This is a genomic window from Opacimonas viscosa (assembly GCF_024199005.1).
Taxonomy (GTDB): domain Bacteria; phylum Pseudomonadota; class Gammaproteobacteria; order Enterobacterales; family Alteromonadaceae; genus Opacimonas; species Opacimonas viscosa.
On record NZ_JANATA010000001.1, the window covers coordinates 405483 to 418428 of the forward strand.

At 40.8% G+C, this 12946-nt stretch carries 13 protein-coding genes; 9 read left to right on the forward strand and 4 right to left on the reverse strand.

The window, feature by feature from the left end; translation table 11 throughout:
- Positions 1-16: 16 nt before the first annotated feature.
- Genes NLF92_RS01790 through NLF92_RS01800 form a run of 3 tightly spaced genes read left to right on the forward strand, consistent with a single transcriptional unit; the run spans position 17 to position 2909 of the window.
- Entirely contained in the window at positions 17-574 is a 558-nt protein-coding gene (locus NLF92_RS01790; protein ID WP_254098229.1) for a PH domain-containing protein, read from the forward strand.
- Positions 567-2195, forward strand: coding sequence for a PH domain-containing protein (locus NLF92_RS01795; protein WP_254098231.1), 1629 nt, complete (start codon positions 567-569; stop codon positions 2193-2195). Before NLF92_RS01790 ends, NLF92_RS01795 begins: the two co-directional genes overlap by 8 nt.
- A gap of 21 nt (positions 2196-2216) precedes the next feature.
- Complete coding sequence (locus tag NLF92_RS01800) at positions 2217-2909, forward strand: cytochrome b/b6 domain-containing protein (protein WP_254098233.1); 693 nt, start codon at positions 2217-2219, stop codon at positions 2907-2909.
- A gap of 94 nt (positions 2910-3003) precedes the next feature.
- Here the strand turns inward: NLF92_RS01800 and NLF92_RS01805 are convergent, their stop codons facing one another.
- The 4 genes from NLF92_RS01805 to grpE all read right to left on the reverse strand — a co-directional run bounded on the left by NLF92_RS01805 (position 3004) and on the right by grpE (position 7575).
- Entirely contained in the window at positions 3004-3483 is a 480-nt protein-coding gene (locus NLF92_RS01805; protein WP_254098235.1) for a c-type cytochrome, read from the reverse strand.
- Between the two features lie 183 nt (positions 3484-3666).
- Positions 3667-4791 (reverse strand): molecular chaperone DnaJ, encoded by a 1125-nt coding sequence (dnaJ, locus tag NLF92_RS01810; RefSeq protein ID WP_254098237.1) that lies wholly within the window; start codon positions 4789-4791, stop codon positions 3667-3669.
- 104 nt (positions 4792-4895) lie between these two features.
- Complete coding sequence (gene dnaK, locus NLF92_RS01815; protein WP_254098239.1) at positions 4896-6818, reverse strand: molecular chaperone DnaK; 1923 nt, start codon at positions 6816-6818, stop codon at positions 4896-4898.
- A gap of 88 nt (positions 6819-6906) precedes the next feature.
- A complete protein-coding gene (gene grpE / locus NLF92_RS01820; RefSeq protein ID WP_254098241.1) occupies positions 6907-7575 on the reverse strand; it encodes a nucleotide exchange factor GrpE in 669 nt (222 codons plus the stop codon).
- Positions 7576-7771: 196 nt separating this feature from the next.
- Between grpE and NLF92_RS01825 the strand changes: the two genes are divergently transcribed.
- The 6 genes from NLF92_RS01825 (at position 7772) to NLF92_RS01850 (ending at position 12913) form a co-directional block, all read left to right on the forward strand.
- Positions 7772-8221 carry a YaiI/YqxD family protein gene (locus NLF92_RS01825; protein WP_254098243.1) on the forward strand — a complete coding sequence of 150 codons (450 nt, stop codon included), beginning with the start codon at positions 7772-7774 and terminating at the stop codon, positions 8219-8221.
- A gap of 164 nt (positions 8222-8385) precedes the next feature.
- Positions 8386-9150, forward strand: a complete 765-nt coding sequence (locus NLF92_RS01830) for a 3-hydroxybutyrate dehydrogenase (protein ID WP_254098245.1) — start codon at positions 8386-8388, stop codon at positions 9148-9150.
- A 64-nt stretch (positions 9151-9214) separates the two neighbouring features.
- Positions 9215-10090, forward strand: a complete 876-nt coding sequence (gene nadK, locus NLF92_RS01835) for an NAD(+) kinase (RefSeq protein ID WP_254098247.1) — start codon at positions 9215-9217, stop codon at positions 10088-10090.
- Positions 10091-10158: 68 nt separating this feature from the next.
- Complete coding sequence (recN, locus tag NLF92_RS01840; RefSeq protein ID WP_254098249.1) at positions 10159-11910, forward strand: DNA repair protein RecN; 1752 nt, start codon at positions 10159-10161, stop codon at positions 11908-11910.
- 119 nt (positions 11911-12029) lie between these two features.
- Positions 12030-12383, forward strand: coding sequence for an outer membrane protein assembly factor BamE (locus NLF92_RS01845; RefSeq protein ID WP_254098257.1), 354 nt, complete (start codon positions 12030-12032; stop codon positions 12381-12383).
- Positions 12384-12385: 2 nt separating this feature from the next.
- Positions 12386-12913 carry a DUF6436 domain-containing protein gene (locus NLF92_RS01850; RefSeq protein WP_254098259.1) on the forward strand — a complete coding sequence of 176 codons (528 nt, stop codon included), beginning with the start codon at positions 12386-12388 and terminating at the stop codon, positions 12911-12913.
- The last annotated feature ends 33 nt before the right edge of the window (positions 12914-12946 follow it).

Sequence of the window (12946 nt, forward strand, 5' to 3'; positions counted from 1 at the left end):
ACCCATGGACTTGGCTATGACAACTCAAACTGTTAATTCAGATACAACATTTTCTAACTTACACGTGGCGATCGATGCCGAAAAAAACGTCCCCTTGGCAGCGACTCCTGTGGCTGCCCATTACCCAATAACTGAACTAAGTGTGAGTATTGCATTTCTATTAATCGTTGTTTTAGTCGGTATCGCAGTGACTTATCAGCCTATTTGGATCATCCCAGAAACAGGACGATATTGGATGGTGCGAATTTTATCTGCGGTCAGTACTCTTTGGGTATTATTTTCTATTTATGGCTATTATGCAGCAAAAAAAGTTGGCTTTTGTGTTAGAGAGCAAGATATCACCTTATTCAAAGGGCTTATTTTCCGTAAGCAAATCACGCAGCCAATTTGTCGCATACAACACATAGAAGTGCAAAGGGGGCCAGTGGATAGAAAAGTCGGCTTAGCCAATCTCCATGTGTTTAGTGCGGGCGACGTAACCCAAACATTTGTCATTCCAGGCTTATTGGATGGTGATGCAGTGGCTATGCGAGCTAACATTTTAGCGCATAAGGAACTTCAGCATCATGGGTGAAAATGTCTCTCAAAATATGTCAAAAAGTATTGCGGATAATACCCAAATATCAGAACCAGAGAATCTAATACCTACTACTAAAAGTATACTTACTCAGGACGATGAGTGGCATAAAGTGTCCCCCATCGCCATCTTGTATTTTATAGAAAAATTAGTGGTAGGGATTATCAACAACGTTTTTTATATGATCCCGATGTTTATTACATTATGGGATGAAATTAGAGAAAACCCATGGATCGCAGTAGGTATTGTTGGTGTAATTTTGGGCTTAATCACCTTTTTTGCGGTATGGTCTTTTTTGGTGTTTCGTTATCGCTTGAGCCCAACAACGGTCGAAGTAAAAAGTGGCATTTTTAAAAAGAAACATGTCGATCTTCCGTTTAATCGCATTCAAAACATTAAGATAGAACAACCTTTCTACTATCGCTTGTTTGGCTTTGCTACTATGGCATTTGACTCTGGTGGTTCCCTACAACAAGAAGCGCGTTTAATCGGCTTACCACTCTCATTTGCCCAATCCCTACAAATGCAAATTAATGATGTAAAAGCACAGGTTGGTGTGGATAAAGTAGTATTGGATAAAACTGAAGAGAATAACAACTCACATATCCATCACAACGAAACCATCGTTAACACACGCTCTCTAAGTGATCTCGTTTTTCACGGGATAACGTCGAACCGGATATTTATAATTTTGGCCGGTCTAGCACCTTTTGTCGATAATATTTTTGGTTATATCGGTGAAAAATTAGCGAGTTGGGGAGTGGATATAGGACAAACAATCGAATCAGAAAGTTTTATCATCCTCGCTATTTATGCCCTCAGTCTATTTTTGCTGTGCATTGGGCTAATCACCCTCTTATCCATCGTTGGCGCCATCATTATGTTTTATGGCTATACCTTATCCAAGACCACTGAAAAATTTATTCGCCGCAGTGGTTTGATTACCAAACATGAAATCAGTGTGACGTTTTCTCGGATCCAAGTTGCCATCATGAAACAGGATTGGTTGGATATCGTTTTTGGGCGATATAATTTAAAATTAGAACAACTCAATGGGCAAATCGCTAATGCAAACCCCAGTGCAGCAAATAATAAACTGATGGTCCCATCGGTTTTTGCCTATGAATGCAGAGATATTTTAGCGCATGTGTTTCCTTTGCATAATCTGCATGAAATCGAGTTTTTAAATATATCAAAACGTTTTATTATCCGTCACCTTATCATCTTGGCGATCCCAATGAGCGTACTCACTGGGTTTCTTGCATGGAATCATCATCAAGGAAACACCGTTAATTGGCTGTACCCGATTGTACTTACGGGTCTGTGGAGCGGTTTAATCGTTCTGCGTTGGTGGCGTTGGGGATATGCTGTAAATGAAACCTATATTTATATTCGCAAAGGCTTATTTGGTGCTGACCGTTACTGTATACCGATTAATAAAGTCCAACGGGTCACTTTTTCTCAAAGTGTTTTCATGGAAAAAGCACAACTAGCTTCACTGAAAATTCAGTTAGCATCTGGTAGTTATAGTATTCCTTTGATAAATGCTGATCTAGCGCAACGTATACAAACCTACATCCTGTATAATGTAGAATCCAAAGCGCAAGCATGGATGTAAACAATTTTTGTGAGAAAAACTGTGAAAACGCAAAATCAAGTATGGGATATTTATACCCGTTTATTTCATTGGTTATTGGTACTTGGCATCGCTTATCAATGGGTCAGCATGGAATTATTAGATGATGCTATGGAACAGCATGCATTAGTGGGATATGGACTGCTTTCACTCATACTATGGCGGATAATTTGGGGCTTTATTGGTCCTCATACGGTCCGCTTTAGGCACTTTTCTCCTAATCTAAAAACCTTATTTACCTATCTTAGGGCAAAACCCAAACCGGTTTATGCCACACATAATCCTCTGGGTAGCATCGCTGTATTGACATTTTTCGGCTTGATCTTAGTGCAAAGTATATCTGGGTTATTTATGACAGATGATATCTTTTTTTCTGGGCCTTTATTGGGTTGGTTAGATACTACTATCGAAAATGTGATCCAAAGCTTGCATGATACGAGTTTTGACCTTTTAGTATTGCTGATCCTCGTGCACATATTGGCGGTAGTTTGGCATGTGTTGCATGCAGAACCTTATTTGATCAAAGCGATGTTTCATGGCAAAAAGCCGCTTATAACACCGCCGTCTATGAGTAACTTACAAGTGCATAGCAGAGCGTTAGTGAGTTTAGGTATTGCGATTACGCTGGTGTATTGTAGCGTGAATTATCTACCACAATGGCTTGGCATCAACCCAGCTGATGATTGGGATTTCTAAACATAAGATAAGGTAAAGCCAATATGTGCTGTGACAAATGAAATGAGGTAAAGCTTTGCGAGATAGCGATTATGCTACCTCGCCATACAAACGTTTAATCGGCTTTATAATCGTCGTGACAAGCTTTACAAGTCTTCCCTACAGCACCAATAGCGCTTTTATAGTTAGCCGTGTCTTTGGCTTTTACAGTAGCCAGAAGGGCTGCTGAAGCGGTCGATAAATCTTGGGCTTTTTGCGCAAAACCTGCTTGGTCTTCCCAGATCTTATCTAATGAACCAGATTTAACACCAGTGCCTCTAGTATCTGCTTTGAAGTAATCGGTGATCATGAAGGATAACTGCTCCATGCGTATTGCGTTTGTTTCTATCACAGCTTCATTCATTGGGATACGGCCTTTTGCCATAGCGCCTAAAGGACCAATATTACTTTTCAATAATTGGAAAATGGACTGCCTAAATTCAACAGCTGATTTAGCTTGTTTAACTGACATTTCTGCAGCTACGGTTATCGAAGACGCACCAAGTAATGCTGCCACTAAGGTGCATTTAGCAAGTGATTGGGTAAATGATTTCATAATTATCCTTGTTATTGAGAACATGCATTCGTGATTAAATTAGCAAAAATTCCGCTATAAATACAGTATAGATAAAGCATCAATTTGTGATTTGGGGTGTATTTTTGGATAGTGAGTCAAATTTTCATATAAAAAAACCCGTACTCAGTCAGTGCTAAGTACGGGTTTTTAGGGGCTTAATATTTATGTTAGGTCATCAAAGAACTTTTTCACACCGTCAAAGAAACCTTGTTCTTTAGGTCGATGCTTTGCCGTAGAACCATCCATAGACTTTTCAAACTCAGATAAGAGTTCTTTTTGTTTATTGGATAAGTTCACTGGTGTTTCCAACACTACTTTGCACATCAAATCACCCGTCGAATTACTACGTACTGATTTAACGCCCTTACCACGTAAGCGGAACATTCTGCCCGTTTGGGTTTCTGGGCTGACCTTCAGTTTCACTTTGCCATTTAAGGTGGGGACTTCAATCTCTCCACCTAAAGCAGCAGTAACAAAACTCAAAGGGACTTCACAATATAGATTATTGCCATCACGTTCAAAAATATCATGTGCTTTGACATGTACTTGAACATATAAATCACCTGTCGGAGCCCCCTTCTCACCGGCTTCACCTTCACCCGTCAAGCGAATTCTGTCGCCAGTATCAACGCCTGGAGGGATCTTAACAGATAACGTTTTGGTATCTTCAACTCGGCCCTGACCACGACATGGTGAACATGGATCTGAAATCACTTTGCCCTGCCCGCCACAAGTAGGACACGTTTGTTGTACCGCAAAGAATCCTTGGCGCATTTGTACTTGGCCATTACCGTGACAGGTAGAACACGTTTTCGCTGATGTGCCTTTTTTGGCGCCAGAACCATCACAAGAGTTACACTCTACTAAGGTCGGCACACGAATCTCAACTTCTTTACCAGCAACAGCTTCTTCTAGCGATAACTCTAAATTGTAGCGTAAGTCACTGCCTTGGCGTGCTCGTTGACGGCCACGGCCACCACCGCCACCAAAGATGTCACCAAATACATCACCAAAAATATCACCGAAATCAGCGGCACCACCATGACCACCACCACGTGATTGATCAAACGCAGCATGACCATACTGGTCATACGCGGCGCGTTTTTGATCATCAGTTAGGATCTCATGCGCTTCTTGAATTTCTTTAAATTTTTCTTCCATGTCTTTGTCGCCCTGAGTACGGTCAGGGTGATACTTCATTGCTAGCTTTTTATACGCTTTTTTAATTTCACGCTCACCAGCTGATTTACTGACACCTAGGACTTCATAGTAGTCGCGTTTTGACATAGATATTGCTCATTCTTGTTAATAGAAAAGCGCAACAAGATTTTACACCTGCTGCGCTTCTAGTTAGCTCATCGCATTACACTATTTTAGCGCAATGGGTTTGATTACTTCTTATCGTCTTTAACTTCTTCAAACTCAGCATCAACTACATCATCATCTGCTTTTGCAGTTTCAGCTTGAGGCTCTGCAGCTTCAGCGCCAGCAGCACCAGCTTGTGCTTGAGCGATTTCCATTAATTTCGCAGAAGCTTCAATCAACGCTTGTGTTTTCGCTTCGATTTCAGCTTTATCTTCACCACGTGCAGCTGTTTCTAGCTCAGCAGTTGCAACTTCGATTTTTTCTTTTTCGTCTGCTGGTAAAGCATCGCCAGCTTCTTCAACTTGCTTCTTGATACTTGCTACCATACCGTCTGCAGAGTTACGGGCTTGTACTAATTCTTCAAACTTAGCATCCGCTTCTTTGTTTGCTTCAGCGTCTTGTACCATTTGTTCGATTTCATCATCACTTAAACCTGAAGATGCTTGAATCGTGATTTTCTGCTCTTTGCCAGTGTCTTTGTCTTTTGCAGAAACATGCAAGATACCATCAGCATCGATATCAAACGTGACTTCAATTTGTGGTACACCACGTTGTGCTGGGCGAATACCTTCAAGGTTGAATTGACCTAAAGATTTGTTACCTTGAGCTTGTTTACGCTCACCCTGTAACACGTGTACTGTTACTGCAGATTGGTTATCTTCAGCCGTTGAGAATGTTTGACCTTTCTTAGTAGGAATCGTCGTATTCTTCTCAATTAAAGCGGTCATCACGCCACCCATTGTTTCGATACCCAATGACAAAGGCGTAACGTCTAACAATAAAACGTCTTTAACATCACCAGAAAGAACCGCACCCTGAATCGCAGCACCAGTAGCTACAGCTTCATCTGGGTTAACGTCTTTACGCGGCTCTTTACCAAAGAACTCTGCAACATATTTCTGTACTAATGGCATACGCGTCTGACCACCAACAAGAATAATGTCGTTGATATCAGAAACAGATAAATCTGCATCCGCTAATGCTTTTTTGACTGGCTCAAGAGAAGCTTTCACCATATCTTCAACTAAAGACTCTAGTTTTGCACGTGTTACTTTAATTGCTAAGTGCTTAGGACCAGAGGCATCTGCAGTAATGTATGGTAAGTTAACTTCTGTTTGCTGTGCAGAAGACAATTCAATTTTAGCTTTCTCACCGGCTTCTTTCAAACGCTGCATAGCCAGTGGATCTTTACGTAAATCGAAGTTTTGTTCTTTTTGGAATTCTTCTACCAAATAATTGATCATGCGATTATCGAAATCTTCTCCACCTAAGTGAGTATCACCATTAGTCGCTAATACTTCAAACGTATGCTCACCATCGACTTCATCGATTTCGATAATAGAGATATCAAACGTACCACCACCTAAATCGTAAACAGCAACAATACTTTCGCCGCCTTTCTTGTCCATACCATAGGCCAGAGCTGCTGCAGTGGGTTCGTTAATAATTCGTTTAACTTCTAAACCTGCAATACGGCCGGCATCTTTTGTTGCTTGACGTTGTGAATCGTTGAAATATGCAGGAACAGTAATCACGGCACCTGTCACTTCTTCACCTAAGAAATCTTCAGCTGTTTTCTTCATTTTCTTTAAGACTTCTGCTGAGATTTGTGGCGGTGCCATTTTCTCGCCTTTGGCAGATACCCAAGCGTCACCATTGTCAGCTTTGATAATTTCAAACGGCATAATATCGATGTCTTTTTGAACTTCTTTATCTTCGAAGCGACGACCGATTAAACGCTTGATGGCGAAAAGTGTATTTTTCGGGTTTGTAACCGCTTGACGTTTTGCTGGAGAACCAACTAACGTTTCACCATCTTGACTATACGCGATGATAGATGGGGTTGTGCGATCGCCTTCAGCATTTTCAATTACCTTTGCTGAATCACCGTCTAATACTGCTACACATGAATTGGTTGTACCTAAATCGATACCAATGATTTTACCCATTGTATTTACTCCGAAAAATTTAACTATTGTTAATGTCTATACTTTTAATAAGGTTATTATTTGTGTTTTCAACCCTAATAAAAAAAAATTATGCTTCTACATCTACTTGGTTTGCAGGGGCTTCAGGCGCTTTAGACACCATGACCATTGCTGGACGTAACAAACGACCATTGATTTGGTATCCTTTCTGCATAACCGCCATTACTGTATTGGGCGCTAAATCTGCAGATTCTTGCATCGACATTGCTTGGTGTTGCTCTGGATTAAATGTTTCACCTTCAGGATCCAAAACCACTAAACCGTGTTTTTCAACTGTGCTAGTAAATGTCTTGAGGGTCAGGTCAACCCCTTCAATAATTGGTTTGGTATCTTCGTTTTCACGGTCGGCAAAACGGATGGCTTGCTCGAGGTTATCTAGTACTGGGAGTAAATCACCCGCAAATTTTTCTAAAGCAAACTTTCGTGCTTTATCAATTTCAGTTTCGGCACGACGTTTTGCGTTTTCACCTTCAGCTAGCGCTCTCAGGGCACCTTCTTTCTGATCGGCTAGCGCTTGTTTTGCTGCAGCAACTTCAGCTGTCAACTCAGCAATTTTTTGCTCTTCTGGAGAAAGCTCAACAACTTCCTCAACAACCGAATTGTCGGCATTCACGCCATTATCTGTGGCAGAATCTGTTGTTTCCACATTGTCATTGGCCACTTCCTCAACAGGATTTTGTGGTGTATTTTCTTCAGGCATATCACGGTTATCGCTCATGCTATCCTCCAGTAAATAAGGTGATTTTGACGTAATGTTCAAGTTAATGGGGATAGTCAGAAGAAGTTCAAGGGGAAATTTCAAATTTCTCCCTATTTTTTACAAGGTTTTAAGTGCAAAAGTCATATCAACAATCCCTGTCTTTCCAATTGAAATTTAGTATGATTGTTTTTTTGACTAAGCACATTGAAAAAACATGCACATTTATATTGACGCAGACGCGTGTCCTAACCTAATAAAAAATATATTATTCAAGGCCGCTCAACGCACCAAAATACACACAACTATGGTGGCTAATCAGAATATTAGTAAACCGCCATCTCCTTACATTCATATGCGTCAGGTACCTTCTGGTTTTGATATCGCGGATGATGAAATTGTGAAGTTAGTGGCACCGACAGATCTTGTGATTACTGCGGATATTCCTTTGGCAGCCGAAGTGATCGATAAAGGTGCGGCAGCGCTGAACCCACGCGGTGAAATGTATACCGAACACAACATTAAAAGCCGTCTTAACATGCGTGACTTTATGGATACAATGCGTTCTTCTGGAGTACAAACAGGTGGACCTCCCGCCATTTCTCAGTCAGAAGTACAAGCTTTCGCTAATGCTTTAGATCGTTGGATTACCAAAAATAAAAAATAAGTCCTTCCCATCTCCACCTACTTTATCCCTTTATTGGCAGGATATAGAGGGTTATTGCATGGGCTAAGCAGTTAGTCGTATTGTATCCTCCGACAAAAGCCACTATGTTAAGACGTATTATTAATATTGCGTTTATCTAACTAGCAAATAAGGACATTTCACCCATGAGTAAAACAATCTTTATTACTGGCGGTGCCAGCGGAATTGGTCTAGGTGTAGCAAAGTACCTTGGACAGCAAGGACATCATATTATCATTGCCGATTTACACGGCGAAGCTGCACAAGAAACGTGTTTGAATTTAGCCAAAGAAGGGATTAGTGCCCAAGCTGTGCAATTAGACGTAGGCAACATTGCTCAAATTGGCCAAATCAATACCGTACTAAACGGTCAAAAAGTGGATGTCCTAATCAATAATGCCGGGATCCAGCATGTCTCAAAATTAGAAGATTTTCCACCTGAAAAATGGCAGCTATTAATCAATATTATGTTGGTTGGTCCAGCCTTACTTACCCAACAATTTTTACCCCACATGCGCGAGCAAAACTATGGCCGAATTATCAATGTGGGTTCGGTGCACTCTTTGGTTGCTTCTCCGTTCAAATCAGCATATGTTGCAGCAAAACACGGATTACTTGGTTTTGCTAAGACAATTGCTTTAGAAACAGGCGATTGTGATGTCACGATCAACACACTGTGCCCAGCATATGTCAAAACGCCATTAGTGGAAAAACAGATTGCTGCACAAGCGCTTGAACACGGTCTATCTGAAGAGGATGTGGTGCATAAAATCATGCTGGAACCCATGCCAAAAAAAGCATTTATTGATCCCAGTGAGTTAGCACAAACAGCAGAATTTTTGATGAGTAGTGCGGCCAAAAACATCACTGCACAAACACTTGTATTAGATGGTGGCTGGACTGCACGCTAGGCGCTAGTGTTTTTTTATTTAAAAAGTGCTACATTCAGCTCATCTGAATAATGTGAACAACACAATGAAATATCAAACTGTGGGTTTAATCGGAAAACCTGATCATGAAGGTACACATGTTAGCTTAACCGCTTTGACTGAATATTTAACTAAACAAGGCTGTAAAATTCTCATTGAGACGCGCTTACATGCAGAAATGAATGATGAGCGTTTAACTGCAGCTGAATTAGTCACCATTGGGCATGAAGCTGACCTAGCGATAGTCGTCGGTGGAGATGGCAACATGCTTGGTGCAGCTCGCGTGTTGGCGCGTTTTGATATCGATGTAGTCGGTGTAAACCGTGGTAATCTTGGTTTTTTAACCGATATATCACCTGACAACATAGAAAATGAATTGGATACCTTATTTGCGGGTAAAGGAAAATCCGAACAAAGATTTTTACTCGAAGTTGATGTGTTTCGTCATGAGTCCTTGAAGTCTACTAATGTTGCCGTCAATGAAGTGGTTCTGCATCATGGTAAAGTCGCGCATATGATGGAATTTGAGGTGTATATAAATGACCAATTCATGTTTTCTCAACGCTCGGATGGGTTGATCATTGCGACACCGACAGGTTCAACTGCCTATTCACTGTCTGGTGGTGGTCCGATTCTGATGCCAACCTTAGATGCGTTGACCTTGGTACCTATGTTTCCACATACCCTAACCTCGCGCCCTATTGTGGTGGATGCTGATAGCACCATCACATTGCGAGTCTCTAAAGTGAATTCCGATACATTACAGGTCAGTTGTGACAGTCATATCGCACTGAATATTCTACCTGGTGATGAAGTCGTTATCCGTAAGTCCCCAAACAAACTCACTATCGTCCACCCTCCTAGCTATGATTATTTCAATGTACTGCGGACAAAACTGAACTGGGGTACCAAACTGTACTAAAAATATTTGCACAAGCATTAAATACTGTATATATTTACAGATAATGTATGTATACACAGGCTTTTGTTATGTTACAGTCACTTTCTATTAATAATTTTGCTATTGTTAAATCAGTTTCGGTTGATTTCAAATCAGGTCTAAGTGTTGTTACGGGTGAAACGGGTGCTGGTAAATCCATTGCGATTGACGGCTTAAGTTTGTGTTTGGGCGCCCGTGCAGATGCTGCATCTGTGCGTAAAGGGTGCAGTAAGGCCGAAGTCAATGCCGTGTTTACTTTACCTAATATCACTTTACCCAAATCGACGACAGATGCTAAAACAAGTAAAAAAAACACGTCTGCCACAAGATTACATGCAAATAATCCTGTCAAAGCATGGCTTTTAGAACACGAACTCATTCTAGAAGAACAACCTGATGAAATTCATATCAGACGCGTCATTTCTAGTGAAGGACGTTCCAAAGCGTTTATCAATGGTCGCACAGTCACTCTAGCGCAACTGAAACAAGTCGGCGGATGGTTGGTCAGCATCCATGGTCAACATGCCCACCACCGCTTGTTAAAAGCAGAAGAACAGCGACACTTATTGGATACTTTTGCGCAACATGATGAACTTATCGATGCCGTAAAAACCCATTATGCGGATTATCATAAAACCCAGCAAAAATTGACTGAGCTCACAAAAGCTCAACAACAACGAAAAGACCGTGCCCAACTGCTTACTTACCAAGTCCAGGAACTCAATGACTTTGCATTGGCCGAACATGAATTTACCGAATTAGAAAGTGAGCATAAACGTCTCAGTCATGCACAAACATTATTAGAAAGCGCACAACTTAGTTTTCACCGTTTATATGATGACGAACAAAGTAACGCTTTATCCATAGTACAAAAATCACTCTATGACTTACAAGAATTAGTCGAACACGATGCGAGTCTAGCGCCCATTGTTACATGTTTAAATGAAGCCACTGTCAATATAGAAGAAGCCAGTAATGAACTAAGACTGTATTGTGATGATTTGGATATTGATCCCCTCAGGATCACCCAGGTTGAAGCTAGATATACCCAAGCAATGGAGCTAGCTCGCAAGCACGGTGTATCTCCAGAACAACTTTATCACACCCACCAAGCTCTGAGCCAAGAGTTAGCATCTTTGCAATCTGACGAAGCCTCGTTAGTGCATTTGCGAGAAGAAGTGGATATGTTAGCCGTAAATTATAAGGATGCGGCAAATGCGCTAAGTCACTCTAGGCAAAAACATGGTCAAGTTTTAGCCGAACAGATTCAAAAAGCCATTGCCAATATGAACATGCCTCACGCAAAACTCGCTTTTGCGGTGACCTTTAACGAAGCTGCTCCTTTTAGTAGCGAAGGCTTGGATGAAATTTCTATTCAAGTAACAACCAACCCTGGCCAACCTATGGGAAATATCGAAGATGTGGTATCAGGAGGAGAATTATCTAGAATTGGCTTAGCGATCCAAGTGATTACTTCTGACATTAACCAAGTCCCCACTTTGATTTTTGATGAAGTAGATACCGGTATCAGTGGCCCTACTGCATCGATTGTTGGCAGTCTGTTACGTCAACTAGGCAAACATTGTCAGGTGCTTTGTGTGACACATTTACCACAAGTTGCAGCGCAAGGTCATCAACAGCTATTTGTCAGTAAGCTCACCGATGGGGATACCACCGAAACAACTATGCGGGAATTAACCCCCGATAGTCGTGTCCATGAATTAGCCCGACTATTAGCAGGTGATGAACTCACTGAGTCGGCGATTGCTAACGCACAAGACCTGTTGAAAAAAGTTTCATGAAACTAATTAAAGGTTGATTGGTCCTAGGGTGTAGGTTAGCATCTGCAACCACTACTGTACTTATCTATGAATAATGTACACATTATAATAATGTCATCAGGCAAACGCGTAGGAATACCATGAAATCTTTAGCTCTTATCTTTGTTCTTATTAGCACCTTATCATTGAGTGCTTGCAGTAACTGGATATTTCGAATTGATATACCCCAAGGCAACTTTTTAGATAAAAGAGATGTTGAAAAATTACGTATCGAAATGACCAAAGAACAAGTCGAGTTTGTTTTAGGCAAGCCAGTTGTAAACGATATGTTTAATGATGATAAATGGTATTATATTTATGAAATTAAGCGTGGCATGCAAGGTTTTGGTAAAGATCTTCGCAAAGAGCTTATTCTAGAGTTCACTGACAACAAGCTTACTTCTGCTACTGGCGATTTTGAGCTATCTGAAGAATTTAATACTCCATTAAACTAACGATGCAAAAAAAAACGATTGGATTACTGCTTTTATGGGCCATTGTGGCGATATTTGCTGTACTTCAAATTGGTAACTCTCAACTCACAGAATTTGACCCAAACCTCAAGTTTTCTGAACAAATTGCAGACGTCAATTATGATTTGGAATTTGTCGGTTTACTGGCTCCATATATTGGTAAAGAAAAAGCACATATTATCCACTTTGAACAAGGTGATTGTATGTGTGAGTGGGTGGCAAAATCTCACAAGCATAAAATAGACGCATTAGGCAAGATGCAAGGCATGCCTTCCATTACAATTAACCTTGATGTTTACCCTAAATTTAAAAAGCTGATTCCATCTACTCCAGCCGTTGCTGTTATATTCAATGGACAACTTCGTTTTTTGGGTCCTTACAGTACAGGTCTAGGTTGCCTTAATAGTAATGGTCCAGTAAATGAAGTACTCGCGTATGCTAACCGTAGTATGTTTGCAAACCCTGTCATCATTGCTGATGCCCAGGGCTGTTATTGCAATACCGAACTATAGCTAGTTCCTATCTTTATCTAAACAGGTTATACC

Bases quoted from the DNA above. Each gene is read 5' to 3' on its own strand.
- NLF92_RS01830 (WP_254098245.1), top strand. From the start codon at position 8,386: ATGAGTAAAACAATCTTTATTACTGGCGGTGCCAGCGGAATTGGTCTA.
- dnaK (WP_254098239.1), bottom strand. From the start codon at position 6,818: ATGGGTAAAATCATTGGTATCGATTTAGGTACAACCAATTCATGTGTA.
- NLF92_RS01795 (WP_254098231.1), top strand. From the start codon at position 567: ATGGGTGAAAATGTCTCTCAAAATATGTCAAAAAGTATTGCGGATAAT.
- NLF92_RS01850 (WP_254098259.1), top strand. From the start codon at position 12,386: ATGCAAAAAAAAACGATTGGATTACTGCTTTTATGGGCCATTGTGGCG.
- NLF92_RS01825 (WP_254098243.1), top strand. From the start codon at position 7,772: ATGCACATTTATATTGACGCAGACGCGTGTCCTAACCTAATAAAAAAT.
- NLF92_RS01805 (WP_254098235.1), bottom strand. From the start codon at position 3,483: ATGAAATCATTTACCCAATCACTTGCTAAATGCACCTTAGTGGCAGCA.
- NLF92_RS01845 (WP_254098257.1), top strand. From the start codon at position 12,030: ATGAAATCTTTAGCTCTTATCTTTGTTCTTATTAGCACCTTATCATTG.
- recN (WP_254098249.1), top strand. From the start codon at position 10,159: ATGTTACAGTCACTTTCTATTAATAATTTTGCTATTGTTAAATCAGTT.
- NLF92_RS01790 (WP_254098229.1), top strand. From the start codon at position 17: ATGACAACTCAAACTGTTAATTCAGATACAACATTTTCTAACTTACAC.
- dnaJ (WP_254098237.1), bottom strand. From the start codon at position 4,791: ATGTCAAAACGCGACTACTATGAAGTCCTAGGTGTCAGTAAATCAGCT.
- nadK (WP_254098247.1), top strand. From the start codon at position 9,215: ATGAAATATCAAACTGTGGGTTTAATCGGAAAACCTGATCATGAAGGT.
- grpE (WP_254098241.1), bottom strand. From the start codon at position 7,575: ATGAGCGATAACCGTGATATGCCTGAAGAAAATACACCACAAAATCCT.